Genomic DNA, 26,292 nt, shown 5'->3' with positions numbered 1-26,292 from the left:
CCGAATTAGCGTCCGGCGTCCGGCTTCTCTCAGGCTCGCGCGACCCCGACCGGGCAGGACACGCCGGTGCCGCCCAGACCGCAGTAGCCTGCGGGGTTCTTGTCGAGGTACTGCTGGTGGTACGCCTCGGCGGGGTGGAAGGGGCGGCCCTCGGCCGGGAGGATCTCCGTGGTGATCGTGCCGTAGCCGGAGGAGGTCAGGACCTTCTGGTAGGTCTCGCGGGAGGCCTGTGCCGTGGCCGCCTGCTCCGGGCTGTGGGTGTAGATCGCCGAGCGGTACTGGGTGCCCACGTCATTGCCCTGACGGAAGCCCTGTGTCGGGTCGTGGGACTCCCAGAAGGTCTTGAGCAGACGGTCGTAGGAGATCTGCCGCGGGTCGTAGACCACACGGACCGCCTCCGTGTGGCCGGTCAGGCCCGAGCAGACCTCCTCGTACGTCGGGTTCTCGGTGTACCCGCCCTGGTAGCCGACCAGAGTCGTGTACACGCCCGCCGGGAGCTTCCAGAACGTGCGCTCCGCGCCCCAGAAACAGCCGAGGCCGAAGTCGGCGACCTCCAGGCCCTCCGGGTACGGGCCGAGGAGCGGGGTGCCGAGGACGGTGTGCCGGTCGGGAACCTCGTAGGCGAGTGCGGGGCGGCCCGTGAGCGCCTGCTCGGGGGTGGGCAGCCGGGGCGTGCGGCCGAAGAGCATGGGGTCTCCCTGTCGGTCTGGGGTGGGGTGCCGGCGGCCTTGCCTGCCGGCACCGTCGAGAACGTCCGGGGGACCCGCCGCATTCCGGTCAGGCGGGCGCCGGCGCGGCCTCCCGCACCGCCTGCACCACGGTGTTGCGGACCCGGCAGTAGTGCCCGGCCATGTCACCCCGGTAGCGCCACGGCAGCGCGTTGACATGGCCGTCCACCAGCTTGAACTGCTCCAGCGCCGCCTCGTTGCGATCCTGGAGGTGCAGGTAGAACGCCAGCAGGTGCCGCAGCTCCGGCAACCGCGGGTGGGACGGGTCCGCCGCCGCGGCGTCCTGGAGCGCCGCCTCGACCCGGGCCAGCATCTCGGGCGTGTTGTCGGCCGCGGTGTCCTCCGACCCGTCGTGCTCGAAGTGCGCGATGAGCGGCAGCGCCGTCAGCAGGCTGCCGAGCGGCGCGTCGGCGGCGGCCCGCTCGGCGAACTCGAAGGCCAGCCGCTCCGAGCCGCGCCACTTCGCGCACCAGTACTGGAGCGCCGAGAAATGGGCCTCGTAGTGGTGCGGGGCGCGGGCGGATATCTCCGCCCACAACTTGTCCATCTCGGCGTTCGGATAGCCGAGGCCCAGCGCCACCCATATCTCGGCGACGTGCGGCGTCGGGTCGTCCGGGTTCAGCGCCGCCGCCCGGGCGATCTCCTCGCGGGCGGAGACCAGCGTGCGGTGGAAGCCCTCGGCCTGCTCCCGGGTCGTGTACTGGGCCGTCTTCGCACCGCGCAGCTTCCAGGCGAGGATCACCGTGCTGCGCGCCCGGACGACGGCGGCGTCGGGGTCGTCGCGCCGCTCGGCCTCCCACGCCAGCAGCCACCCGTCCTCCTCGGCCGCGCGGTCCGCCAGCAGGTACGCGAGCGCCGACCGGCGCTCCCAGTCCCGGCCGATCGCCGCGAGCAGGTCGGCGGCCGGACGCCAGTCGTCACCGCGCACCGCGGTGAGTGCGGCGGTCCACTCCGCCGGCAGGGGCGCGGCGAAGTCGGTGTTCTGCCGCTCGGCGGGCAGCAGCCCGAGCTTCTCCGCGGCCCGCGCGGCTTCCGCGGCCTCCGCGTCGTCGTCCGGGCTAGGGTGGAACAGCTCCTTCAGGAACACCCAGGCCAGCCACAGCACGAAGATCAGTGTGGGCACGGCCAGGATGCCCAGGATCCAGAAGAGGACGGTCATCGGGGGTCGGTCCGTTCGTTTCGGGAGGTACGGCGGTGGTGGGGCGGTGCGGGCCTGCCGGAGAGTCGGCAGGCCCGCGGCCCGTCAGGCGTTCTGGGTCGCCGGAGGCAGGAGCGCCCGCAGCCGGGTGGTGTCGGGGTGGTCGGCGAGCGCCGCCTCGACGGCCGCCTCCAGCGCCGCCTCCGGGCCGTCGTCCTCCGTCTCCGAGCCCCAGCCGGGCAGTCGCACCGTCGCCGGGCGGGACCAGGAGAACTCCCAGTGCAGCAGCGAACGGGAGCTGAACTCGGCCAGCACCATGGTGCGCAGCGAGCGGCGCAGCACGGGCCGTGCGAACTCGCGGAACGCCCGCCCCTTCGCGGCGGACGCCTCCTCCGACAGCGGCAGCTGCTCGGCCACCCGCCACAGCCGGCCGTCGTCGATGACGTCCAGCAGCGCGGACAGCGTCGCCGACTGCCCGGTGTACTGGGTCAGCGCCCGGTGCAGCGGGGTCTGCGCCGCCGACAGGCCCGTGGCCATCGAGGCGTCCAGCAGATCCTGCCAGCCGGCCGCGCGCGGGTAGCGGAGCAGCTCGTCGGCGAGGACGGCGTCCTCCAGGGCGGCCTGAGTGCGCGCCGGGTCGGTCAGCAGGGCCAGCGCCGCCCCCTTGGCCTCGTCGGCGCGGCCGTCGGCGGGCAGCGCTTCGATCCGGCGCACGCGCTCGGCGATCGGCGGGTGCGAGTCGTACGGCCCGGCCGGCTCCTCCGGCAGCTCCGAGCGGAGCCCCGCCAGCTCCAGTTCACGGGCCGTCAGCAGCCGGCCGAAGCCGCCGAAGAACTCGCCGCGCGGCGGCAGCAGCCGGGCCTGCAGCCCGAGGGTGGCGTAGGACTCCAGGTAGAAGTCGTGGGAGGCGGACAGGACCGGGATCTCGCGCAGCGCCGACGCGGTCGCGTCACGTCCGGCGATCCGGGCGGCGGTCAGGTCGGCGGCGAACTCCTGGCCGCGCGCGGTGGAGAGGGAGGCGCGCAGGTAGAGCTTGCCGTACGCGGTGTAGATCTTCGCCATCGTCCGGTACGTCGCTCCGACGCCGGTCGTGTCGATCCGCTTGGCGTTCTTGCCCTTGGCGATCCGCTTGGCGGACGCGCGTTCCTGCCGGGCCCGGTCGGCGGCGACCTTGTCGTCCGCCTTCTCGTGGAACTGGCCGATGACCCGGCCGATCTGTACGCGCCCGCGCACGACGAGCGCGGAGAGCCGGGTGTCCCCGCCGGTGAAGTGCCCGAATTCATGGGCGAGTACGGACCGCAGCTGAGCCTCGGTCAGGCCGGTCAGCAGCGGGACGCCGAGGTAGAGCCGGCGCGGGCCGGGGAACAGGCCGAGCAGCCGCGGGTTCTCGCTGACGGCCGCGTTGACCTCGCCGGTGAGCAGGATCCGGTCGGGCGCGCGGGTGCCGGCCGCCGTGGCCAACTCCCGGACCAGTGCCCACAGCCGGGGCTCGTCGGCCTCGGTGACCGGGATGCCGTGCCCGTCCTCACCTTTCGGGGTGCGCAGCATCAGCATGCCGCGGACGACGGGGATGGCCAGCAGTACCGTGACGAAGCCGACCTTCGCCGTGAGCGGGCCGTGTCCCCAGCTGAACACGAGGACGTCGATGCCGATCAGCGCGGCGAGCAGGACGAGGCTCAGCAGATAGAAGCCGAGCAGCAGGACGAGGGCGCGCAGCGCGCGCAGAGTTGCGCCCATCGGGCAGATCCCCCCACAGGACCTCGGAAAAGGGACATGACGGAGCGCCGGGCCGGCGGTGCGCCGGTCGGTCGCGGGCGGTGCTTGGCGGTTTTGCGGTGGTGCGGTGGTGCTTTGGCGGTACTCGTGGTGCCGGAGGTGCTTGTTGGTGCCGGTGGTGCGGTGTGGGGGGATGCGGAGTATGCCCTACCGCAGGTCAGAAGGGCAATGCGGTTGGTGCGGAAGGGAAGGAGGGTGGTCCCGGGCAGGGGCCCGGGCGGGCCGCGTCAGCCGGGGAGGCTGGCCGGGTTGCCGCCGTTGGCCTCGTAACCGGCCACCGCCAGCGCGCGGTGCAGGGCGAACTCGGCGGCCGGATCGGTGAACAGGGTCCACGGCAGCGCGCCGACGTGACCGTCGATGTGTATGAGCTGCTGCATGGCCTCCGACCAGCGTTCGGCGCGGACCAGGAAGAAGAGCAGCAGATGCCGGACGTGCGGCAGCGTCGGGTCGTCGGGGTCGGCCGCGTGCACCGCGTGCAGGGCGCCGTGGATCGCCTTGGTGACGACCTCGCTCTGGTAGAAGCTCGCGACCAGGTTCACCTCCGGCAGGTGCTCGAACACCGCGAACAGCGGCAGCGCGGCGAGCAGCGAACCCTCCGGGGCGCGGGCCGCGGCGGCCTCCGCGAAGGAGTACGCCTGCTCGCGCGAGCCGTGCCACTTCTCGCACCAGTAGTGCAGCGCGGCCAGGTGCGCGCCCATGTGATGCGGGGCGCGGTCGAGGATCTTCAGCCACAGCTGGTCGAACTCGGCCTGCTCATAGGCCAGTCCGCGCGCGATGGAGAGCTCTGCCACGTAGGGCACCGGGTCACCGGGCGCCAGCAGGGCCGCCTGCGCACAGGCATCCCGCGCCTCCTCCATGATGATCCGGAAGTCGTCCGTGCCCGGAGTCGACGTCCGCCATGCCTGCTGCACCAGGAACTCCGCGTGGACGGCGGCGCCGCCCGCGTCCTTGGGCTGCTCGGCCCGCCACACCCGCAGCCACTGGCCGCCCGGCGTCTCGTGCACCCCGCCGGGCCGCTGCTTCAACTCCAGCGCGGCGGCACCGGCGAAGGCCTGCACCCGCTGCCAGCGCCGCTCGCCCTCGGCCTCGGTGCCGGCCAGCAGCTGGGCGGCGGCCCGGTAGTCCTGGGTGCGCTGCACCAGCTCCAGGACCTGGAGCAGGTCCTCGTCCGGGCCGGGCAGGCGCACGTCCAGCTCCTCCTGGCGCACGAAGCCGTAGGCCGCCGGGTCGGCGGCGTCCGGGTGTCCCGGCGGGACCTGCTCGATCGCCCCGCGCCTGCGCCGTATGACCGGGAGCAGCACGAAGCTGAGCAGGAGCAGCGCCATCAGCAGCCAGAGAATCGACATGCCTCAAGCGAACCAGACGCCGACGACAATTGGCGAACCCCACCGCCGGGCTGTGGAAAACCCCGGACAGGGACATGACAGCCGAACGCCTCGGCGGCATGAGGCACAGCGGGTCGGAGGGTGGGACCTCATGGCGGGCGTCACGATCCCGTCGGGCGCATTACGCTCGGTGCACATGAGCGACAGGCACATCAGTCAGCACTTCGAGACCCTCGCGATCCACGCGGGCAACACCGCGGATCCCCTCACCGGCGCGGTCGTCCCGCCGATCTACCAGGTCTCGACCTACAAGCAGGACGGCGTCGGCGGGCTCCGCGGCGGCTACGAGTACAGCCGTAGCGCCAACCCGACCCGGACCGCCCTGGAGGAGAACCTCGCCGCGCTGGAGGGCGGCCGCCGCGGCCTCGCCTTCGCGTCCGGCCTGGCGGCCGAGGACACCCTGCTGCGCACGCTCCTCACCCCCGGCGACCACGTGGTGATCCCGAACGACGCCTACGGCGGCACCTTCCGGCTCTTCGCCAAGGTCGCCACCCGCTGGGGGGTGGAGTGGTCGGTCGCCGACACCAGCGACCCGGCCGCCGTACGGGCCGCGATCACGCCGAAGACCAAGGCCGTCTGGGTGGAGACCCCCTCCAACCCCCTGCTCGGTATCACCGACATCGCCGCCGTCGCCCAGGTCGCCCACGACGCGGGCGCGAAGCTCGTCGTCGACAACACCTTCGCCACCCCCTACCTCCAGCAGCCACTCTCGCTCGGCGCCGATGTCGTCGTGCACTCCCTGACCAAGTACATGGGCGGCCACTCCGACGTGGTCGGCGGCGCGCTGATCGTGTCGGACCCGGCGCTCGGCGAGGAGCTGGCCTACCACCAGAACGCGATGGGCGCCGTCGCCGGCCCCTTCGACTCCTGGCTGGTGCTGCGCGGCACCAAGACCCTCGCGGTGCGCATGGACCGGCACAGCGAGAACGCCACGAGGATCGCCGACATGCTGTCCCGGCACGCGCGCGTGACGAGCGTGCTCTACCCGGGGCTGCCCGAGCACCCCGGCCACGAGGTCGCCGCCAAGCAGATGAAGGCGTTCGGCGGCATGGTGTCGTTCCGGGTCGAGGGCGGCGAGCAGGCCGCGGTCGACGTGTGCAACCGGGCCCAGGTGTTCACCCTCGGCGAGTCCCTCGGCGGAGTCGAGTCCCTCATCGAGCACCCCGGCCGGATGACGCACGCCTCCGCGGCCGGTTCCGCGCTGGAGGTCCCGGCCGACCTGGTGCGCCTGTCGGTCGGCATCGAGAACGTCGACGACCTGCTGGAGGACCTGCGGCAGGCGCTCGGCAAGTAGCGGGGGTCACCAGCCGGTGAGCGGTGGGGTCGTCTGCGAGGGCGGCTCCACCCAGGGGTGGGCGTCGGCCGCCCACACGGCGAACGCGACGGCGGCGACGCAGGCCAGCAGCCACAGGATGCGGCGGAGGAGCCGCCGCTGCCGCAGCAGACGTTCCCCATGGCGCACCGCGTCCCCGTACAGCTCCGGCGGCACCGGCGCGCCGCCCCGCTCCATGATCCGCCGCACGGCGGCTTCCCGCTCGTCCCGTTTCACGACGGCCTCCCGCCGCCGGACCGGCGCTTCCGCGAGAAGGGGCCGCCCGGAGGGCGGTGGTACGAGGGGACGCGGCGTACGAGGCCGTCGGCGCGGCTCATGACGGGGCCGCCTCGGTGTTCGCCGCGCGGAGGGCGGCCGGGCGGGCGGGGTGCAGCACATCGGCCGTCGCGCGGTCGCAGAGGGTGTGGACGCGTTCCGCGGGCAGGCCGAGCAGGGCCGCCGTCTGCTCCTCTGCCACACCCTCGTAGAACCGCAGGACGAGGACCAGCCGCTTCTGCGGGGTGAGCGCGGCGAGCGGACTGCGCGGATCCGGCCTGGTGCGGCCGAAGGCGCCGTACCGGTGCCAGGTGGTGCGCGCGAAGCGGGTGGCGAGGTACTGGCGGGCGCAGTCGTACGGGTCCTCGCCGCGCAGCCTGTCCCAGCGGGCGTAGGTGTGGGCGAGCGCGCCTGTCAGCAGGCGCCGCGCGCGCGGGTTGGCGTCCGGCGCCTCCGCGGTGAGCAGCATGGCGGTGTGCAGCAGGCGCCCGGCCGCGCCCGCGACGAACGCCTCGAACTCCCGGGCCCGGCGGGCATCACGGGTCACTTGCCGATCTCCCACCGCGCCTCCCTCCGACGGGGTCCCGCCCCGGCCCGGCCGGAGCCGGTCCGGGCGAACCCCTCTGCGGACCCGGTCTCATATCAGGCCAGTGGCGGGCCGGGGTCAAGACCCGGGAGCCCCTGCTGTGCGGTGCGCGGTCAGGAGGCCGGGGGCTGCTCCGCCGCCGGAACGCCCTGCACCGTCATCCGCGCGGAGAGCGCGTGGTTGAAGCGGGTGAGGAGCGCGCAGAACTGCTCGCGCTCCTCCGGCGCCCAGTCGTGTGTCAGCTCGGCCATGAGCTGACGCCGGGACGAGCGCACCTCCTCCAGCCGCGCGGCGCCGCGCGGCGAGAGCTGGAGCACCACCGCGCGCCCGTCCTCCGGGTGCGAGGTGCGCTTGACGAGTCCGGTGTCGACCAGGGGCGCCACCTGCCGGGTGACCGTGGAGGAGTCGATGCCCATGCTCGCGGCGAGTGCCTTGACGCCCATCGGGCCTTCGTTGTCGAGCCGGTTGAGCAGCAAGTACGCGGCGCGGTCCATGGAGTTGCGCACCTGGCCGACCCCGCCGAGCCGCGTCTGTTCGGCACGGCGGGCGAACACCGCCACCTCGTGCTGGAGGGTGTCGAGAAGACCGGTGTCACCGACGGTCGTCATGTCCATCGACATTTCAGGTGTTGTGGGCATGGCCGGAGGCTCGCTTCATGAAGGGCTGCTGGGTTGGGGGACAGGGTACGCGGCCCGGCGCCGAGCCGTACCAGCGCTGCACGAACCGGTCTCGCTGCTTGGTCACACCCGCCCTGCGCGAACGTGAACTGCGATGCTGGAGTCATGAGCTACCGCACGGCTGACTCCTTGCGCTCCGTGACCCTCGACGATGTGCGCGGCGCCCAGAAGATGCTCTCGGGGGTGGCCCGGGTGACCGCGATGGAGGGCAGCCGGCACCTGTCCCAGCTGGTCGGCGCCCCCGTGCACCTGAAGTGCGAGAACCTCCAGCGGACCGGCTCGTTCAAGCTGCGCGGCGCCTATGTGCGGATCGCCGGGCTGCTGCCGGAGGAGCGGGCGGCCGGCGTGGTGGCCGCGAGCGCCGGCAACCACGCGCAGGGCGTCGCGCTGGCCTCCTCCCTGCTCGGTGTGCACGCGACGGTGTTCATGCCCAAGGGCGCGCCGCTGCCGAAGATCAGCGCGACCCGGGACTACGGCGCCGAGGTGCGCCTGCACGGCCAGGTGGTCGACGAGACGCTGGCCGCCGCCCAGGAGTACGCCGCCGAGACCGGCGCCGTGTTCATCCACCCCTTCGACCACCCGGACGTGATCGCCGGCCAGGGCACGGTCGGCCTGGAGATCCTGGAGCAGTGCCCGGAGGTCCGCACGATCGCCGTCGGCATGGGCGGCGGCGGGCTCGCGGCGGGCATCGCGGTGGGGGTGAAGGCGCTGCGGCCGGACGTGCGGATCGTCGGCGTGCAGGCGGAGGGAGCCGCTTGCTACCCGCCCTCGCTGGCGGCCGGGCACCCGGTGTCGTTGCTGAACCCGGCGACGATGGCGGACGGCATCAAGGTGGGACGGCCCGGCGTGGTGCCGTTCGGGATCGTCGACGAGCTGGTCGACGAGGTGCGCACGGTCAGCGAGGACCAGTTGTCGGCGGCGCTGCTGCTCTGCCTGGAGCGGGCCAAGCTGGTCGTGGAGCCGGCCGGGGCGAGCCCGGTGGCGGCGCTGCTGGCCGCGCCGGACGCCTTCGACGGCCCGGTCGTCGCGGTGCTCTCCGGCGGCAACGTCGACCCGGTGCTGATGCAGCGGGTGCTGCGGCACGGCATGGCCGCGCAGGGCCGTTACCTGGCCGTCCGGCTGCGGCTGACGGACCGGCCGGGCGCGCTCGCCACGCTGCTCGGGGTGCTGTCGGCGCTCGACGTCAACGTCCTCGACGTCAGCCACGTCCGCACCGGTCCCCGGCTCGGTCTGACGGAGGCCGACGTGGAGCTGCACCTGGAGACGAAGGGCCCGGCGCACTGCGCCGAGGTCGGCCGGGCCCTGCGGGACGCCGGCTACACCGTCATGGCCTGACCCGCGGCGGCCATCCAGGGCCGCCACCCGTTCGAGCGAAGTCTCTTGAGAGACGCGATACATCGCGTTATGGTGTCTCGTGTGGTCGCCGACCGGCCTGCCCGCAGGTGCACGGGACCCGTGCGCACCGGCGTCCGCATCCGCGAAAACCACGGGCAGGGCCGGGTGAACATACCTAGCCTTTGCGAAGAATCCGTCCCCGAAATCCCCGACGACGTGGAGACACATATGCCAGGTGCCATCTATGCCGAAGGCCTGGTGAAGACCTTCGGTGACGTCAAGGCACTGGACGGCGTCGACCTCGATGTGCCCGAGGGCACGGTCCTCGGCCTCCTCGGGCCGAACGGCGCCGGCAAGACGACGGCCGTCCGTTGCCTGACGACCCTGCTGCGCCCCGACAGCGGCAAGGCGGTGGTCGCCGGCGTGGACGTGCTGCGGCACCCCGACGCCGTGCGCCGCTCCATCGGCCTGTCCGGCCAGTTCGCGGCGGTCGACGAGTACCTGACCGGCCGGGAGAACCTGCAGATGGTCGGGCAGCTGTACCAGATGCGGGCGAAGGCGGCCAAGGCGCGCGCGACGGAACTGCTGGAGCAGTTCCACCTCGCGGACGCCGCCGACCGCCCCGCCAAGACCTACTCCGGAGGCATGCGCCGCCGGTTGGACCTCGCCGCGGCCCTCGTGGTCTCGCCGCCGGTGATGTTCATGGACGAACCGACGACGGGCCTCGACCCGCGCAACCGCCAGCAGCTGTGGGAGGTCATCAAACAGCTCGTCTCCGGTGGTACGACGCTGCTGCTCACCACGCAGTACCTGGAAGAGGCCGACCACCTGGCCCACGACATCGCGGTCGTCGACCACGGCCGGGTCATCGCCAAGGGCACCTCCGACCAGCTCAAGGCCCGCACCGGCGGCGAGCGCGTCGAGGTCGTGGTGCACGAGCGGGAGGAGATGGCCGCCGCCGCGGAGGTGCTGCGCGGCTTCGGCAAGGGCGAGACCACGGTCGAGGAGCACACCCGCAAGCTCACGGTGCCCGTCACCGGCGGCGCCAAGCTGCTCGCCGAGGTCATCCGGGAGCTGGACTCGCGCGGGATCGAGATGGACGACGTCGGGCTGCGCCGCCCCACCCTCGACGACGTCTTCCTGTCCCTGACCGGACACGCGGCGGAGAGCGCCGAGCAGGACGAGCGCAACGGCAAGGAGGCCGTGAAATGAGTGCCGTCACCGAGACCGCGCCCGTCGCGGCGCCCGGCAACCCCGTGGGCAGATCCGTCCGGGACTCCCTGGTCATCGCCCGCCGGAACCTGATCCGCATGGGCCGGATCCCTGAGATGCTGATCTTCGGGCTGATCCAGCCCATCATGTTCGTGGTGCTGTTCACCTACGTGTTCGGCGGCTCGATCCAGGTCGGCTCGTCCAACTCCACGCAGGCCTACCGCGAGTTCCTGATGGCCGGCATCTTCGCCCAGACCGTCACGTTCGCCACGGCGGGCGCCGGCGCGGGCATCGCCGACGACATGCACAAGGGCCTCATCGACCGGTTCCGCTCCCTGCCCATGGCGCGCGGCGCAGTGCTGACCGGGCGCACCCTCGCCGACCTGGTCCAGACGGCGCTGACCCTGCTCGTCCTCGCGGTCGTCGCCGTGCTGGTCGGCTGGCGCACGCACGAGAACCTGGGCAAGGTGCTCGCCGGATTCGCCCTGTTCCTGCTGCTCGGATACGCGTTCTCATGGATCGGCGCGCTCATCGGCCTGTCCGTGCGCACCCCGGAGGCGGCGACCTCGGGCGGCCTGATCTGGCTGTTTCCGCTGACGTTCATCTCGAACGCGTTCGTGGACGCCAACCAGATGCCGGCCTTCCTGCGGCACATAGCGGAGTGGAACCCGTTCAGCGCCACCGTGCAGGCCTGCCGCGAGCTGTTCGGCAACCTCCCCCCGGGCTTCCGGACACCGGACGCCTGGCCCATGCAGCACCCGGTCCTGGCCTCGCTGATCTGGTCGGTCGTGATCATTCTGGTCTTCCGCACCCTCGCGGTGCGCAAGTACCGCTCCGCGACCGCCTGACAGCACGACGGCGGCGGACACGGGCCCGTGCGACGGACCCGGGGCAAGACAAGGCCCCCGGCGACCCTGAGGGCGCCGGGGGCCGGAAGTCAACCAGGGGGCCGGGATCAGCCGGTGTACGGCTCGGCCTTCAGGATCCGGACCGAGGCCTTCTTGCCGTTCGGCAGCTCGTACTCCGCGTCCTCGCCGACCTTGTGGCCGATGACGCCCGCGCCGAGCGGGGACTGCGGCGAGTAGGTCTCGATCTCGGCGCTCGCGTACTCGCGCGAGGCGAGCAGGAACGTCAGCGTGTCGTCCTCGTCACCGTCGAAGGCGATCGTGACGACCATGCCGGGCGCGACAACGCCGTCCGCGGCGGGCGGCTCGCCGACCTTGGCGTTCTCAAGGAGCTGGGTCAGCTGGCGCACACGCAGCTCCTGCTTGCCCTGCTCCTCCTTGGCCGCGTGGTACCCGCCGTTCTCGCGCAGGTCGCCCTCCTCGCGCGCGGCCGCGATCTTGGCGGCGATCTCCGTGCGCGCAGGACCAGTAAGGTACTCAAGCTCGTCCTTGAGCTTGTTGTACGCCTCCTGGGTCAGCCAGGTGACGTTCTCGCTGGTCTGGGTCACAGGGTGCTCCTCGTCGGTACTGGGAATACAAAGCATCGCCCTACCCAGAAGAATGTTCCCTCATGGATGGGCGAAACCACGAGCCTAACAATTCAACGCCGGAAGGGGGAGGACATAAGCCATCAGAATGACATCAACGCAGGTCAGGGCCTACGCATTCCGGGTGAACCCGGAGCGTGCCCGCGCGTGTCCGCAGGGTGTCAGTCGGCGTGGCAGCCCAGCAGCTCGGCCGTCGTCCCCTGCGCCGTCGTACGGAGCGTGACGACCTTGTCGATCCGGGTGGCCGACCCGGAGAAGCGGAAGTCCGCGCGGCCCACCTCGGCGCCGTCGGCCGACTGGGAGCGCAGGGTGCAGTAGCCGGTGGAGCCGGCGTCCTTGCGGACCTCCAGATGCACCTGGACCGCGTCGTCGGAGGCCTGGAAGGTGATGACCTCGGCGCTGATCTCGTTCTGCGCGACGTAGTGGTAGGCGAAGTAGCCGATCAGTGCGAGCAGGGCCGTGCCCAGCACCGAACCGGCGATCCTGAGCTTGCGGTCGGCGCGCTGATCCGAGGAACGGCCGTAGCGGCCCTCGGGCAGCTGCGTGCTCGCGGTACTCATGATCGTCCTCTCCGCGGAATTATTCGCCCCCCGATTCGGTCACTATAGAAGCCGCCGATCGCGCCGCAGACGCGGGGCGCCGACTTACCGAGGATTGAGTCTTGACTGACCAGCTACGACTGATGGCCGTTCACGCGCACCCCGACGACGAGTCGAGCAAGGGCGCGGCCACCATGGCGAAGTACGTGTCCGAGGGGGTGGACGTGCTGGTGGTGACCTGCACCGGCGGAGAGCGCGGGTCCATCCTCAATCCGAAGCTCCAGGGCGACGCCTACATCGAGGAGCACATCCACGAGGTGCGCCGCAAGGAGATGGACGAGGCCCGGGAGATCCTCGGCGTCAAGCAGGAGTGGCTCGGCTTCGTCGACTCCGGTCTGCCGGAGGGCGACCCGCTGCCGCCGCTGCCCCAGGGCTGCTTCGCCCTGGAGGACGTCGACAAGGCGGCCGGTGAGCTGGTGAAGCAGATCCGTTCCTTCCGCCCGCAGGTGATCACCACCTACGACGAGAACGGCGGCTACCCGCACCCCGACCACATCATGACCCACAAGATCTCCATGGTGGCGTTCGAGGGCGCGGCGGACACCGAGAAGTACCCCGAGACCGAGTTCGGCCCCGCCTACCAGCCGCTGAAGCTCTACTACAACCAGGGCTTCAACCGTCCCCGCACCGAGGCGCTGCACCAGGCTATGCTCGACCGCGGCCTGGAGTCGCCGTACGGGGAGTGGCTCAAGCGGTGGAACGAGATGGAGCGCACCGAGCGCACCCTGACCACGCACATCCCGTGCGCGGACTTCTTCGAGATCCGCGACAAGGCGCTGATCGCCCACGCCACGCAGATCGATCCGGACGGCGGCTGGTTCAAGGTGCCGCTGGAGCTCCAGAAGGAGGTCTGGCCGACGGAGGAGTACGAGCTGGCGAAGTCTCTCGTCGATACCTCCCTCCCCGAGGACGACCTCTTCGCGGGCATCCGGGACAATGCCTGACATGAGCGCAAGCGTGAGCCTGGCAGTGACGCATCTCGTCCCCCTCGCCAAGGAGGTGGACGAGAACAAGGTCACCCCCGGCGTCCTCGGCTTCATCGTCTTCGCGGTGATGGCCGTGGCCGTGTGGGGCCTGATGAAGTCGATGAACAAGCACATGCAGAAGGTCGACTTCAAGGAGTCCCCGGACGCCGACGCGGACAAGAGCCGCGAACCGGCCGACTCCACGGCCCAGCAGCGCTGACCCGCCCGGGTCAGCGTCCCTCCGGCACCGCCACCCCCATCACCTCCCGGGCGTGGCGGTCCGGAGTCATGCGCAGCCGCCAGGCCTGCCAGCCGTCCTCCAGCCGGACACCCCGCTCCAGCAGCAGGGCGTACGCCGGGACGTAGTCCTCCAGCTTCCCGTCCCGCAGCGGATGCGAGGCGCGGGTCAGCTGGGCCAGCTCCTCCTGGGCGACGGCCGTGCCCACTTCCACCCCGCCCGGCGCCGCGTACGGCAGCAGGGTGCAGCGCAGGAAGCGGGCCCAGTCCTCGCCGCGCCGGTCGCCGTAGGAGGTGAACAGGGTGAGCGCCTCGTCGCACAGCGCCAGCGCCTGCTGCGTCCGCGCGTTGCCCGCGTCCACCACCGCCAGCTCCAGGCAGGTCCACGCCTCGCCGTGGGCGACGCCGATCCGCTGGAAGTCGGCGCGCGCGTCCACCAGGAGCTGACGGGCGAAACCCGAGTTGCGCAGCGAGCCGGTCTGCGCGGCCCGCTGGTCCCGGGTCGCCCGCGCCGAGTGGTGCCGGGCGCAGGCCAGGCCGTACACGTCCCGTATCCGGGAGAACATCGTCCGGGACCGCTCCAGGTCGCGCACCGCCTGGTCCAGCTCGCCGGTCTCCTCCAGCGCCTGCCCCAGGTAGTACAGCGTCCACGCCTCGCCGCGCGCGTCCTCGTTCTCGCGGTGCCGGGGCACCGCCTGGCGCAGGCTCTCCACGGCCGCGGAGGCGTCACCGGCCACCAGCCGCGCCCGGGCCAGCTGGGTCAGCGCCCACGCCTCGCCGCGGGCGTCCTGCGTCCTGCCGTACCGCTCCAGGGCCGCCCGCAGCTCCGTCTCCGCGCGCGGTACGTCCCCCAGCCGCAGGGTGAGCTGGCCGAGCTGGAAGTACGCCCAGGCCTCGCCGTGCACCGAGCCGCCCTCGCGGTGCAGGACCAGGGAGCGGGTGAGCAGGTCCAGGGCCTCCGCCGGCCGGGCCCGGTCCCGCTGGACGGCCGCCAGCGCGTGCATCGTCCACGCCCGGTCCGTCGCCAGCTCCGGCGCGGCCTGCAGATCCAGGGCCTCCTGGAGCCTGGCCGCCGCCTCGATGAGGTTGCCCTGGTGGTGCAGCGTGATCCCCAGTGAGGTCAGGGCGCGGGCCGCCCCCGCCTCGTGGTGGGCCTCCCGGTACAGGTCCACGACCGAGGTCAGCGTGGTCCGTGCCTTGTCCAGCTCACCGAGCTGCCGGGCCGCGATGCCGGTACGCCACTGCACCGAGCGCACCAGCAGCCCCTGGTCCACCGACTGCGCCAGCTCGCTGATCTCACCGAGCCGGTACAGGTCGCCGCGCAGCAGGCAGTAGTCGCACAGCGCGCCCAGCAGGTTCAGCACGGCCGCCTGGTCCACGCCCTCCGCGTGCCGCAGGGCCGCCGTGATGAAGCTGGACTCGTCGTCCAGCCAGCGCAGCGCCTCGTCGAGCGAGGGGAAGCCGTGCGAGCCGAACTGGTTCGACCTCGTCGACATGTTCCCGTCGACCAGGCGCAGCACCGAGTCGGCCAGCTCCGCGTAGTTCACGATCAGCCGCTCCTGCGCCGCCGCCCGCTCGGCCGGGTCCTCCTCGTCCAGCAGCCGGGCGTGCGCGAAGGCCCGCACCAGGTCGTGCAGCCGGTAGCGGCTGCCGCGGACATGGTCGATCAGGCCCGCCCGGGCGAGCTCCACCAGATGCCGGGTCGCCTCGGCCTCGTCGGTGGCCAGCAGCGAGGCCGCCGCCGCCGCGCCCAGCGAGGCCCGGCCCGCCAGGGCGAGCCGGCGCAGCAGCCGGCGGGTGGGCTCCGGCTGGTCGGTGTAACGCAGCCACAGCGCCCGCTCCACCGGCTCCACCGGACCGTACGCGCCCAGGTCCGCGGCCAGCTGCCGGGGTGAGCGCGGGCCCAGCGCCGAGCCAGCGACCCGCAGCGCCAGCGGCAGCCCGCCGCACAGCTCGCGGACCCGGTCGGCGGCGTCGGCGTCGTACGGCCCCGACGCGTCCTCGGCCGCCGCGCTCAGCAGCTCCTCGGCGCCCGCCGCGTCCAGCGCCCGCACCGGCAGCTCGTGCACCCAGGCGCCCAGCTCCGCGGGCAGGTCGAGGGGGGTCCGGCTGGTCACCAGCACCAGGCTGTCGGACCGCTCCGGTACCAGGGCGCGCACCTGCTCCGGATCCGAGGCGTCGTCCAGCACGATCGTCACCGGCAGTCCGGTCAGATGTCGGTGGTACAGCTCGGCGAGCCGCTTGACCTGCTGGTCGGGGGAGGACCGCTCCCGGAACAGCAGCTGCTCGCGGGGCGCGCCAAGCCGGTTGAGCAGGTGCAGCAGGGCGTCCCGGGTGGACAGTGGCGCCTCCTCCCGGTTGTCGCCGCGCAGGTCCACCACCACCGCGCCCCGGAAGTGGTCCCGCAGCTCGTGCGCCGCGCGCACCGCGAGCGTGGTCCGGCCGGAGCCGGGCTCGCCGTGCAGCACCACCAGCGTCGGCCGGGTCTCGGTGGCCGCACGGGCCGCCTGCGCCCACTGTCTGATCCGCCCCAGCTCCGCCCGGCGTCCCGCGAACGGGCCGTCGGCGTCCGGGAGCTGCCCGAAGGACTGCTCCAGCACCGATCGCCTGCGGGCCGCCGCGCTCTTGTCCGCGCCGCGCAGCGCCGGGCCGCCGCCCTTCTTCCTGGCGCCGGTGGAGGCGCTGAGCACCCGCTGCTGGTCGAGGAACGGGCGGATGCCCCGCACCTCCAGCGCGGTCAGCCACTGCAACCGCAGCTGCTCCGGGCCGCCGGGCTGGCCGGCCGCGCCCGCGCGGTGGTGGGCGGCGGGAAGGTGCGCCCCGGCCACCTTCACCACCGTCGCCGCGGCGCCCACCGCGCCCGCGGTGACGCCCGCGCCGAGGGCCGTGCCGGTACCGGTGCCGAGGGCCAGGTCGGCGACGGCGGCGGCGACGGCGGCGACCGCCGCGACGAGCAGGGCCGTTCCGGCGCCTTCGCGCGCGTACCGCTGGCCGAAGGTCAGCCGGCCGGCCTCCGCCTCGTCCAGTGCGCGGGTGTAGGCCTCGTACTCCTCGCCGGCCGCACCCGCCATCGCGTCCAGCGCGCCGCGCGCCCGTGACAGCAGCAGCTGACCGTCGATCCGCCCGCCCGACCGCCGTACCTCCTCCTCCACGGCCCGCACCAGCAGCCGCTCGGCCTCCGCCCGATGACCGTCCCGCATGTCCCGTCCCCCTCCGGCGTCAACTCCGTTGCGTACGAGTGTCCTTCGGGGAAGGCGGCATGGCGAGGGGGTGGCGATCAGCGGGGGTGGTGAGGGTTTCGTGTCGACCGCCTCCCGGCCGATCACGTCCGGGAGCCGCCCCCACGGCGTCGCCACGGCACCCGCCGGTCCGGCGAAACCGGGGGCCGCCGTCCGGGGCTGTCGTACCGCGCGGGGATCGCTGCGGCAGGATGGAGTCATGCCGAATCGACTGGCCCATGAGACGTCCCCGTACCTGCTCCAGCACGCGGACAACCCCGTCGACTGGTGGCCGTGGTCCGGCGAGGCCTTCGACGAGGCCCGCAGGACCGGCAGGCCCGTCCTGCTGAGCGTCGGGTACAGCAGCTGCCACTGGTGCCATGTGATGGCCCACGAGTCCTTCGAGGACCGGGCCACCGCCGACTACCTCAACGAGCACTTCGTCAGCGTCAAGGTCGACCGCGAGGAGCGGCCGGACGTGGACGCCGTCTACATGGAGGCCGTCCAGGCGGCCACCGGGCACGGCGGCTGGCCCATGACCGTGTTCCTCACCCCGGACGCGGAGCCGTTCTACTTCGGCACCTACTTCCCGCCCGCGCCCCGGCACGGCATGCCCTCCTTCCGGCAGGTGCTGGAGGGCGTCCAGCAGGCCTGGACCACCCGCCGGGACGAGGTCGCCGACGTCGCCGGGAAGATCGTCCGCGATCTCGCCCAGCGGGAGATCGTCCGGCAGGCCGCCGAGGCGCCCGGCGAGCAGGAGCTCGCGCAGGCCCTGCTCGGGCTCACCCGTGAGTACGACCCGCAGCGCGGCGGATTCGGCGGCGCGCCGAAGTTCCCGCCGTCCATGGTGCTGGAGTTCCTGCTCCGCCATCACGCGCGGACCGGTGCCGAGGGCGCGCTCCAGATGGCCCGGGACACCTGTGAGCGGATGGCCAGGGGCGGCATCTACGACCAGCTCGGCGGCGGGTTCGCCCGGTACTCCGTGGACCGCGACTGGGTCGTGCCGCACTTCGAGAAGATGCTGTACGACAACGCCCTGCTCTGCCGGGTGTACACCCACCTGTGGCGGGCCACCGGCTCGGACCTCGCCCGGCGGGTCGCGCTGGACACCGCCCAGTTCCTGCTGCGCGAACTGCGCACCGCCGAGGGCGGATTCGCCTCCGCCCTGGACGCCGACAGCGACGACGGCAGCGGGCGGCACGTCGAGGGGGCGTACTACGTCTGGCGGCCCGATCAGCTGCGTGAGGTCCTCGGGGACGACGCCGACCTCGCCGCCCAGTACTTCGGCGTGACGGATGAGGGCACCTTCGAGCACGGCCAGTCCGTCCTGCAACTCCCGCAGACGGAAGGCGTGTTCGAGGCCGAGAAGATCGCCTCCGTCAAGGACCGGCTCCTCGCCGCCCGGGACCGGCGGCCCGCGCCCGGCCGGGACGACAAGGTCGTCGCCGCCTGGAACGGGCTCGCCATCGCCGCGCTCGCCGAGACCGGCGCCTGCTTCGACCGGCCGGACCTCACCGAGGCCGCCGTCGCCGCCGCCGACCTGCTGGTCCGCGTCCACCTCGACGAACACGGCCGGCTCGCCCGCACCAGCAAGGACGGCCGGGTCGGCCCGAACGCGGGGGTGCTGGAGGACTACGCCGACGTCGCCGAGGGCTTCCTCGCGCTCGCCTCCGTGACCGGCGAGGGCGTCTGGCTCGACTTCGCCGGACTGCTGCTCGACCACGTCCTCGCCCGCTTCACCGACACCGAGAGCGGTGCCCTGTACGACACGGCGTCCGACGCCGAGCAGCTCATCCGCCGGCCCCAGGACCCCACCGACAACGCCGCGCCCTCCGGCTGGACCGCCGCGGCCGGCGCGCTGCTGAGCTACGCCGCCCACACCGGCTCCGAGCCGCACCGGGCCGCCGCCGAGCGGGCGCTGGGGGTCGTGAAGACGCTCGGGCCGCGTGTGCCCCGGTTCATCGGATGGGGGCTGGCCGTCGCCGAGGCGCTGCTCGACGGGCCCCGCGAGGTGGCGGTCGTCGGACCGGCCCCGGACGACGAGCGGACGGCGGCCCTGCACCGTACGGCGCTGCTGAGCACCGCCCCCGGGGCCGTCGTCGCCTGCGGCACCCCGGACAGCGAGGAGTTCCCGCTGCTCACCGGCCGCACCCTCACCGACGGCGCGCCCACCGCCTACGTCTGCCGCGGCTTCGTCTGCGACCTGCCGGTGACGGACCCGGACGCCCTGCGGACGAAGCTGACCGCTCCCTGACAGCCCCGGCCACCGGCCCGGCGCCCCGGCACCGACGCCACCGGGCCCGGCGGGGTGCGATGTGGTCGTCGGTACGGCTGACGTCCGGCCGCGGGGGCGGCGGGACGGGTGCTGGTTCGACCGGGCCCGGCGGTGTGCGGTGCAGCCGTTGGGCCGGGCGTCAGCTCAGTGGGTCCGGTATCGGTTCCACCGGGCCCGGGCCGATCGGTGCCGGCCCGCAGGTGTGGTCGGCGGAGTCGTCGGCGAAGCCCACTGCGGCGCGGACACCGTCGGGCACGGCGGCGGCGATGCGGGTGAGCAGGGCGTGGACGGTGCCGGCTTCCCCGAAGGTCGGCACGACGATCGAGACGTGGGCGGGCGGCGCCGTCACCGGGCCTCCTGGGGCTGCGGGGTCTGCACGGGCAGGTGGGCGCCGACATGGGAGGTCAGCTCCCAGTCGTGCCGCCCGGTGTACTCGCGCCAGACGGCGCGCAGCGCGGCGGCGGCCAGGACGACCGCGTACACCGGCCCGCCGGCGATGAGCTTGACGTACTGCAGGACGCCGATGCGGAAGCCGTACTCCTTGCCGAAGTCGTGCAGCGCGACGGCCTCGAAGACGACCATCGCGGCCATCGGCAGCATGGGCAGCCAGGCGAACAGCGAGAACGGCAGCGGTACGCCGCCGATCAGCGCGGCCAGGATGCCGAGCGGGATCATCACGCCGGTCGCGGCCTGCACGAACGGGGTGCTCAGCGTGTAGCGGGCGAGCAGCCGCTGGCCGACGCCGGGCAGCCGGCGCCACTCGCCCTTGCGCAGCACCTGGAGGAAGCCCTGGTTCCAGCGGGTCCGCTGCTTGTAGAGGGCCTTGAGGGAGTCGGGAGTCTCCTCGCGGGTGACGAGCGCGGAGTGGTAGGCGACGACGACCTTGGCTCCACCGCTGGACAGCCGTACGCCCAGGTCGCAGTCCTCGGCGAGGCAGTCGCCGTCCCAGCCGCCGGTGGCCCGCAGCAGTTCGGAGCGGACGAAGACGGTGTTGCCGCCGAGCGGGATGAAGCCCTTGCGGGCGTGCAGGTGGAGCCGGCTGCGGAACCAGAAGAAGTACTCCAGGCAGTTGCGCAGGCTGTACCAGCTGCTCTGGTAGTTGATCAGCTGGACGCCGCCCTGGACGACGTCGGCGTTCTCGCGCCGGAAGGCGAAGTCGACGTGTTCCAGCAGCTCGGGGTGGACGACGTCCTCGGCGTCGAAGACCCCGATGACCTGGCCGCGGGCGTGCGGCAGCGCGGTGTTGAGGGCGCGCGGCTTGTTCTTCACCTCGTGGGTGTCGACGACCGTGCGGACCTTCTCCGGGTGTTCCCGGGCCAGTTGCCCGGCGATGGCGGCGGTGCCCGGGTCGTCGTGGCCGACGATCACCAGGATCTCGTAGGACGGGTGGTCGATGCGGAGCATCTGCTCGACGGTGTGCCGCAGTACGGCCTCCTCGTGCCGGGCCGGGACCAGCAGCGAGAAGGACAGGCCGGGCTTGCCGTCGGGCTCGGCGAAGGCCGTGGACCGGAGTGTCTCCGGGGTGCGCCAGGCATGGAGCATCCACCACAGCGTGACGCCGGCCGCGACCATCAGGACGACGGAATCGATGAACAGGACAGCGGAGACCACGAATTCCCCCCTTGGTTCCCTGGTCTTCCCGTGCTCGCGCAGCGGAATGCGATCGTCGGGCCCTTCTCAACCCCCCGGTTCCCCCGGGCCCACTTCCCCCGGCCTTCCGGGGTGATTTCCCGCATGATCGCAACACGATCGCGGCGAGCTTTTCAGTGAAGCTAGCAGGTTCACCAATTCCTCGGCAATGTGGCGCCGGCGCACGAGCGGAATCTGGGATTCCTCTCATGTAGGGGGGCGACCTGTGCCATGATGCTCCGGCCTGCCCGGTTTCCAGGGGGTTCGAGGGGGAGGTCCCTGGGTCGAGTCGGGTCATAAGTGGGGGTGGGGGATTCCGCATGGGGACTGCCGTTGTTCTCCGGCCGGAGGCGGATAATTCACAGGGAGACCGGCCCGCGGCGCGTCGCACATTGTTTCGGTCGGATTATTTCTGGGTTGCTCCGGTAATCATCATCGCGCTCGTGCTGCGTGCGCGGGGAATCGGGAAATACCCGTTTCCCAACGACGACGAGGGCACCTATCTCGCGCAGTCCTGGGCCGTCCGGCACGGGGAACTCGCGCACTACACCTACTGGTACGACCATCCGCCGCTGGGCTGGATACAACTCTCGGGCGTCTCCTGGCTGCCCGATCTGCTCCTGCCCGACCTGCCCACGTTCGTCCAGGGCCGCATCGCGATGCTCCCGGTGGCCGCCGTGAGCTGCGTCCTGGTCCACGTCGTCGGCCGCCGCCTCGGCCTGGCCCGGCCCGCCGCCGCGGGCGCGGTCCTGCTGTACGGGCTGTCACCGCTCGCGGTCGTGCTGCACCGGCAGATCTACCTGGACAACTTCGCCGTCCTGTGGGCGCTGGCCGCGTTCGCCTTCGCCCTCTCGCCGCGCCGCGACCTGTGGCACCACGCCGCGGCCGGCATGTCCTTCGCGCTCGCGGTGCTCTCCAAGGAGACCATCGGCGTGCTGCTGCCGGTGCTGCTGGTGGCGATGTGGCAGGGCAGTCACCCCAGCACCCGGAAGTTCTCCCTGGCCGGCTTCTTCTCCGGCTTCGTGCTGACCGGCCTGTTCTATCCGCTGTACGCCCTGCTCAAGGGCGAGCTGCTGCCCGGTGCCGGCCATGTCTCGCTGCTCGGCACGCTGAAGTTCCAGCTCGGCGGGCGGGAGGGCAGCGGCTCCGCCTTCCAAGCGGGCACCGACGCCCACCGGCTGTTCACGGACTGGCTCACCCAGGACCCGTACCTGCTGATCGGGGGCGGCGTCGCCGCGCTGTGCGCGCTGCCGGTGCGGCGGCTGCGGCCCGCCGCCCTCGGCGTCCTGGTGCTCACCCTGGTCGCGCTCCGGCCCGGCGGATACCTGCCGCAGATGTACATCGCGCAGGTGCTGCCCTTCCTGGCGCTGACCCTCGCCGGGCTCGTCCAGGTGCTGGTCGAGCGGCTGCCCGGCCGGCCCCGGCTGCGGTCCGCAGCCGCCCTCGCCGCGCTCCTCGCCGCCGCGGGGGTCGCCGGCCCCGCCTGGTACCACCAGGACCGGCTCGCCACCACCGCCGACGACAACCGCGTCTACCGCGAGGCCGCCCGCTGGCTGCGCGAGACGGACACCGGCGACCGAGCCGAGGTCCGCCTGGTCACCGACGGCGTGCTCTGGCTGGACGCCGTCGACGCCGGATACCGGCCCGGCACCGGCGTCATCTGGCACTACAAGCTGGACCAGGACCCGGCGGTCAGCAAGACCCTGCCGCACGGCTGGAAGGACATCGACTACGTCGTGTCCACGCCCGCCCTGCGCGGCGAGCGCGAGCATCTGCCCACGCTGCGCGCCCTGTTCGCGCACGGCACCCCGGTCGCCACCTTCGGGGAGGGCGGCGGCCGGATCGACATCCTCCGCATCGGCCGCGCCGGCTGATCCGCAGGACCGCCACCGATAGAGGGGGACCTCTGTGCCGTACACCGTCATGCCCTACCGCCCGCCCGGACCGGCCAGAGCCCGGCCGACCCGCACCCGGCTGCTGCTGACCGCGCTGCTGCTGTTCACCGCGGCGCTCGGCCTCGGCCCGCTCGGGACGCAGAGCGCCACCGCCGCGAGCAACCTGGTGAAGAACCCCGGTCTGGAGGTGCTCGACGGGCCGTCCCGGTTCCCGCAGTGCTTCGAGAAGTCGGGCTGGGGGGACAACGACTTCTCCTTCACCGTCACCGACGACGCCCACAGCGGCAGCCGCGCCGTCCGCATCGAGCTGACCCGGCGCGCCGCCGGCGACCGCAAGACGATGATGCTGGAGAACTCCTGCGCCCCGCAGGTCACCCCCGGCCGCCAGTACGACCTGTCGTTCTGGTACCGGTCGAGCACCCCGGACGTGGCGTTCACCCTGTTCCGGCACGACACCACCCAGGGCTGGGTGTACTGGACCGACCTCAGGACCCTGCCCCAGTCGGCCGGCTGGACCCGCACCGAGGTGCGCACCCCGGTCATCCCGCCGAACACCGACCAGATCACCTGGGGCGGCGCCCTGTACGGCGTCGGCACCCTCACCACCGACGACTACGCGATGACCGACGCCACCGTGCCCGCCGCGCCGGACCCCTGCACGACGGGCGGCACCGGGCCGGAGTGCCGGGGCAGGTGGAGCGTGCAGTCCGCCAACTCCCCGGTGCGCGCGATCCACTCGGTGCTGCTGCACACCGGCAAGGTGCTGCTGATCGCCGGTTCCGGCAACGACCGGGGCGCGTTCGCCGCCGGCACCTTCAGGACCAGCCTGTTCGACCCGGCGACCGGTACCTACACCGACATCCCGACCCCGGAGGACTTCTTCTGCGCCGGGCACGTCCAGCTCCCGGACGGCCGGGTGCTGGTGGTCGGCGGCAACAAGGACTACGCCGCACCGGACGGCAGCGTCGGCTACAAGGGCCTGCGGACGAGCTATGTCTTCGACCCGGCCCAGAACAGGTACACCAAGGTCAACGACATGCTGGCCGGGCACTGGTACCCGTCAGCGACCGCGATGGGCAACGGTGACGTCATCGCGCTGGGCGGTCTCGGCGAGGACTCCGCCGGCACGGTCGTCAACGAGCACTTCTCCTACGCCGGGAACAAGTGGCTGCCGATGGGCGAGGCCAGGCAGGCATGGTCCTTCTGGGGGCTCTACCCGTCGATGATCCTGCTCCAGGACGGCCGCCTCTTCTACACCGGCAGCCATGTCTTCGGCGGCGGCCTGCCCGGCACCGGCGCCTCCGTCTACGACTACGGCACCGGGACCATCAGCGAGGTGCCCGGGCTGCGCAAGAAGGACGAGCGCGACCAGTCGATGTCGGTGCTGCTGCCGCCCGCCCAGGACCAGAAGGTCCTCACCATGGGCGGCGGCAACCACACCGTCTCCCCGGACGCCCACCGGCTGACCGACCTGATCGACATGAAGGCCGCCGCACCGCAGTACCTGCCCGGCCCCGACCTGCCGCAGGGCCACTACGCCAATGGCAGCCCGCAGACCGGAACCCAGGGCAAGGTGTACGTCTCCGCGGTGATCCTGCCCGACGGCACGGTGCTGGAGACCGGCGGCGCCCTGCACACCTACCGTGAGGACCCCGTCTTCGAGGCATCCCTGTACGACCCGGCGACCAACACCTTCCAGGCGGGCCTGGCCACCGACCCGGTCCCGCGGACCTACCACTCCTCGTCCACGCTGCTGCCGGACGGCCGGGTGCTCAGCATCGGCGACAACCCCGGTGACGGCTCCTTCGACCAGCGGGTGTCGATCTACGAGCCGCCGTACCTGTTCAAGGGCGCCCGGCCGCAGATCACCTCGCTCGCGAGCACCCGCTGGACGTACGGCACCTCCCAGCGCGTCACCGTGGACAAGCCGGTGGTGAAGGCGTCCCTGATCCGCCCGGCCGCCGTCACCCACTCCTCCGACCCGAACCAGCGCTACGTCGACCTGCCGATGACCGTCGACGGCAACACCGTCGACCTCAGCCTGACCAGCAACCCGAACCTGGCACCGCCCGGCTGGTACATGCTGTCGGTGGTCGACGCGAACGGTGTGCCGTCGGTGGCGAAGTGGGTCCGCGTCGGCTCCGAGGGACAGGTCGCCGCGGCCCGCGTGCAGTCCTTCGCCGACGAACTCCGGCCGAGCGCCACCCAGGGCAGCGCGCACGAGCACCACCAGGGCGTGAGGATGGCCGAGGGCTTCGACGGCTGCGACCACGCCTACGGCCGCATCGACCAGTGCGTGCCCTGGACGTTCCCGAAGATGCCCCGGGCCGAACGGTGCGCCTGGCTCCTCGGCAAGGGGTACGGCCGCCTCAAGGTCCACGGCCGCGACCGCCACCACCTGGACCGCGACAAGGACGGCATCGCCTGCGGGAAGGGGGACGTCAGGCGTAGCTGAGGATCAGCGCGGCCAGCAGCAACTGGGCCCCCCACTGGACCAGCACGGCCCCGATCCTGGCGCCCGTCCACCGGGCTCGGGGCCACACCAGCGCGGCCAGGCCGGCCAGGAGCGAGGCCCAGAAACTGCCGTGCAGCAGCCGGCCGGGCACCGCGGAGCAGTCCTCGCCGTAGGTGAGGCACCTGCCGGCCCGCTCGCTGGTGAAGGTCAGGAGCGTGGAGAAGAACACCGTCGGCAGGAGCAGCCCGAGCCCCCACCCCGCTGCCACGCGGACGCCGTCCCACACCCGGGCGCTGGTCATCTGTACCGTGTTCATGCCCCGAGCCAACCCCGCCGGCCGGTCCCGGTGGATCGGCCGGCGTACTCAACCGCTCTGGGTACGCATGCTCAGCGCCCGCTCCACGATCGCTTCCAACTGGTCGTGGTGCGCGCCCTTCCAGTACGCCCGGCCGCAGGAAGTGCACTGGGCGAAGACGTCGTAGGAGCGTTGGGTGCCCTGTTCGAGCTGGGCCGCGACCTCGTCCTTGGTGGCCTGTCTGAGCAGGCCGTTGCAGGCCGTGCAGCGGGTCCAGGGGCGCAGCTCGGGGGCGAAGCGGTCGAGGACGTCGTGGAGCTGGTCGTCGGGGCGGGTGCTGTAGACGAACGCGCCGGCCCACAGTTCCCGGCGGCGCAGCAGCCCCCGGTCGCGGCTGAGCATGACCCGCTTCTCGGCCGCCGAGCGGGCGGCGAGCGCCGGGTCGCCGATGTCCGTCGACTCGTACGCCGTGTCCACGCCGAGCAGCCGCAGCCGGCGGGCCAGCGTGCCGAGGTGGACGTCGAGGAGGAACCGCAGGGGTGCGCCGGGCACCCGCTGGGGGCGCCCCACCGGCCGTACGACCAGTCGCTCGGCCGGCTTGGGGACGTGCGAGGGCGGGACCTCGCGGCCGTCCACGACCAGCGCGCCGACCTCGGTGAGCGGTACCCCGAGGGACTCGACGACATGGCCGAGGGACGAGACTCCGTCGGTGACGAGCGTCCGGTGCGGTCTCCGCTGGACGAACAGGGCCAGCTCTGGGGCGAACTCGACGTGGATCTCGGGACCGTTCACCCGGTCAGGATGTCA

Annotated in this window: 23 protein-coding genes; 9 read left to right on the top strand and 14 right to left on the bottom strand. The window is 72.5% G+C overall.

All coding sequences use genetic code 11. The annotated features are described in order from the left end of the window. Positions 1 to 29 precede the first annotated feature (29 nt). The 4 genes from msrA to C3492_RS30535 all read right to left on the bottom strand — a co-directional run bounded on the left by msrA (position 30) and on the right by C3492_RS30535 (position 4,988). Positions 30 to 689: a peptide-methionine (S)-S-oxide reductase MsrA gene (gene msrA, locus C3492_RS30550; protein WP_103815871.1), complete on the bottom strand. Its 660-nt coding sequence runs from the start codon at positions 687 to 689 to the stop codon at positions 30 to 32. Between the two features lie 88 nt (positions 690 to 777). After that, positions 778 to 1,887: a hypothetical protein gene (locus C3492_RS30545; protein WP_103815870.1), complete on the bottom strand. Its 1,110-nt coding sequence runs from the start codon at positions 1,885 to 1,887 to the stop codon at positions 778 to 780. Positions 1,888 to 1,971: 84 nt separating this feature from the next. Beyond that, a complete protein-coding gene (locus tag C3492_RS30540) occupies positions 1,972 to 3,603 on the bottom strand; it encodes a M48 family metalloprotease (protein ID WP_103815869.1) in 1,632 nt (543 codons plus the stop codon). 266 nt (positions 3,604 to 3,869) lie between these two features. Next, positions 3,870 to 4,988, bottom strand: coding sequence for a hypothetical protein (locus tag C3492_RS30535; protein ID WP_103815868.1), 1,119 nt, complete (start codon positions 4,986 to 4,988; stop codon positions 3,870 to 3,872). A gap of 175 nt (positions 4,989 to 5,163) precedes the next feature. On the opposite strand from C3492_RS30535, the gene C3492_RS30530 reads away from it, so the two are divergent. Next, positions 5,164 to 6,321: a cystathionine gamma-synthase gene (locus C3492_RS30530; RefSeq protein WP_103815867.1), complete on the top strand. Its 1,158-nt coding sequence runs from the start codon at positions 5,164 to 5,166 to the stop codon at positions 6,319 to 6,321. A gap of 6 nt (positions 6,322 to 6,327) precedes the next feature. Here C3492_RS30530 and C3492_RS30525 read toward each other — a convergent pair whose 3' ends face one another. The 3 genes from C3492_RS30525 to C3492_RS30515 all read right to left on the bottom strand — a co-directional run bounded on the left by C3492_RS30525 (position 6,328) and on the right by C3492_RS30515 (position 7,821). Further along, complete coding sequence (locus C3492_RS30525; RefSeq protein WP_103815866.1) at positions 6,328 to 6,576, bottom strand: hypothetical protein; 249 nt, start codon at positions 6,574 to 6,576, stop codon at positions 6,328 to 6,330. A gap of 97 nt (positions 6,577 to 6,673) precedes the next feature. Next, positions 6,674 to 7,177 (bottom strand): sigma factor-like helix-turn-helix DNA-binding protein, encoded by a 504-nt coding sequence (locus tag C3492_RS30520; RefSeq protein WP_103815865.1) that lies wholly within the window; start codon positions 7,175 to 7,177, stop codon positions 6,674 to 6,676. 137 nt (positions 7,178 to 7,314) lie between these two features. After that, the gene (locus C3492_RS30515) at positions 7,315 to 7,821 is read right to left on the bottom strand and encodes a MarR family winged helix-turn-helix transcriptional regulator (RefSeq protein WP_181140640.1); all 507 of its coding nucleotides are present in this window, start codon (positions 7,819 to 7,821) and stop codon (positions 7,315 to 7,317) included. Positions 7,822 to 7,983: 162 nt separating this feature from the next. On the opposite strand from C3492_RS30515, the gene ilvA reads away from it, so the two are divergent. The 3 genes from ilvA to C3492_RS30500 all read left to right on the top strand — a co-directional run bounded on the left by ilvA (position 7,984) and on the right by C3492_RS30500 (position 11,273). Continuing rightward, positions 7,984 to 9,213, top strand: a complete 1,230-nt coding sequence (ilvA, locus tag C3492_RS30510) for a threonine ammonia-lyase (protein ID WP_103815864.1) — start codon at positions 7,984 to 7,986, stop codon at positions 9,211 to 9,213. Between the two features lie 228 nt (positions 9,214 to 9,441). Beyond that, positions 9,442 to 10,425 (top strand): ATP-binding cassette domain-containing protein, encoded by a 984-nt coding sequence (locus C3492_RS30505; RefSeq protein WP_103815863.1) that lies wholly within the window; start codon positions 9,442 to 9,444, stop codon positions 10,423 to 10,425. Next, positions 10,422 to 11,273 (top strand): ABC transporter permease, encoded by an 852-nt coding sequence (locus tag C3492_RS30500; RefSeq protein ID WP_103815862.1) that lies wholly within the window; start codon positions 10,422 to 10,424, stop codon positions 11,271 to 11,273. Before C3492_RS30505 ends, C3492_RS30500 begins: the two co-directional genes overlap by 4 nt. A gap of 107 nt (positions 11,274 to 11,380) precedes the next feature. On the opposite strand, the gene greA is transcribed toward C3492_RS30500, so the two are convergent. Together greA and C3492_RS30490 are read right to left on the bottom strand one after the other, a co-directional pair. After that, a complete protein-coding gene (greA, locus tag C3492_RS30495; protein WP_103815861.1) occupies positions 11,381 to 11,878 on the bottom strand; it encodes a transcription elongation factor GreA in 498 nt (165 codons plus the stop codon). Between the two features lie 200 nt (positions 11,879 to 12,078). Continuing rightward, positions 12,079 to 12,477, bottom strand: coding sequence for a DUF4307 domain-containing protein (locus C3492_RS30490; protein WP_103815860.1), 399 nt, complete (start codon positions 12,475 to 12,477; stop codon positions 12,079 to 12,081). Between the two features lie 101 nt (positions 12,478 to 12,578). On the opposite strand from C3492_RS30490, the gene mca reads away from it, so the two are divergent. Together mca and C3492_RS30480 are read left to right on the top strand one after the other, a co-directional pair. Next, positions 12,579 to 13,460: a mycothiol conjugate amidase Mca gene (gene mca / locus C3492_RS30485; RefSeq protein ID WP_103815859.1), complete on the top strand. Its 882-nt coding sequence runs from the start codon at positions 12,579 to 12,581 to the stop codon at positions 13,458 to 13,460. Further along, positions 13,453 to 13,701 carry a hypothetical protein gene (locus tag C3492_RS30480; protein WP_103815858.1) on the top strand — a complete coding sequence of 83 codons (249 nt, stop codon included), beginning with the start codon at positions 13,453 to 13,455 and terminating at the stop codon, positions 13,699 to 13,701. Before mca ends, C3492_RS30480 begins: the two co-directional genes overlap by 8 nt. Positions 13,702 to 13,711: 10 nt before the next feature. Here C3492_RS30480 and C3492_RS30475 read toward each other — a convergent pair whose 3' ends face one another. Next, positions 13,712 to 16,918 (bottom strand): tetratricopeptide repeat protein, encoded by a 3,207-nt coding sequence (locus C3492_RS30475; RefSeq protein WP_103815857.1) that lies wholly within the window; start codon positions 16,916 to 16,918, stop codon positions 13,712 to 13,714. Between the two features lie 238 nt (positions 16,919 to 17,156). Between C3492_RS30475 and C3492_RS30470 the strand changes: the two genes are divergently transcribed. After that, positions 17,157 to 19,190 (top strand): thioredoxin domain-containing protein, encoded by a 2,034-nt coding sequence (locus C3492_RS30470; protein ID WP_103815856.1) that lies wholly within the window; start codon positions 17,157 to 17,159, stop codon positions 19,188 to 19,190. Positions 19,191 to 19,350: 160 nt separating this feature from the next. Here the strand turns inward: C3492_RS30470 and C3492_RS30465 are convergent, their stop codons facing one another. Continuing rightward, positions 19,351 to 19,560 carry a hypothetical protein gene (locus C3492_RS30465; RefSeq protein WP_103815855.1) on the bottom strand — a complete coding sequence of 70 codons (210 nt, stop codon included), beginning with the start codon at positions 19,558 to 19,560 and terminating at the stop codon, positions 19,351 to 19,353. Next, positions 19,557 to 20,783, bottom strand: a complete 1,227-nt coding sequence (locus C3492_RS30460; RefSeq protein ID WP_103815900.1) for a glycosyltransferase family 2 protein — start codon at positions 20,781 to 20,783, stop codon at positions 19,557 to 19,559. Before C3492_RS30460 ends, C3492_RS30465 begins: the two co-directional genes overlap by 4 nt. 500 nt (positions 20,784 to 21,283) lie before the next feature. Between C3492_RS30460 and C3492_RS30455 the strand changes: the two genes are divergently transcribed. Further along, positions 21,284 to 22,714 (top strand): glycosyltransferase family 39 protein, encoded by a 1,431-nt coding sequence (locus C3492_RS30455; protein WP_181140632.1) that lies wholly within the window; start codon positions 21,284 to 21,286, stop codon positions 22,712 to 22,714. Positions 22,715 to 22,763: 49 nt separating this feature from the next. Then, positions 22,764 to 25,190 (top strand): galactose oxidase early set domain-containing protein, encoded by a 2,427-nt coding sequence (locus C3492_RS30450; protein ID WP_103815899.1) that lies wholly within the window; start codon positions 22,764 to 22,766, stop codon positions 25,188 to 25,190. Here C3492_RS30450 and C3492_RS30445 read toward each other — a convergent pair. Then, entirely contained in the window at positions 25,177 to 25,506 is a 330-nt protein-coding gene (locus tag C3492_RS30445; protein WP_146075735.1) for a hypothetical protein, read from the bottom strand. The two genes, C3492_RS30450 and C3492_RS30445, sit on opposite strands and share 14 nt — an antisense overlap. Positions 25,507 to 25,554: 48 nt before the next feature. Continuing rightward, positions 25,555 to 26,277, bottom strand: a complete 723-nt coding sequence (locus C3492_RS30440; RefSeq protein WP_103815852.1) for a Mut7-C RNAse domain-containing protein — start codon at positions 26,275 to 26,277, stop codon at positions 25,555 to 25,557. Between the last annotated feature and the right edge of the window lie 15 nt (positions 26,278 to 26,292).

The organism is Streptomyces sp. Ru62 (genome assembly GCF_002920615.1).
Classification (GTDB): Bacteria; Actinomycetota; Actinomycetes; order Streptomycetales; family Streptomycetaceae; genus Streptomyces.
Note: the sequence above shows the minus strand (reverse complement) of the source record. Positions and strands in the feature narration are given on the sequence as shown.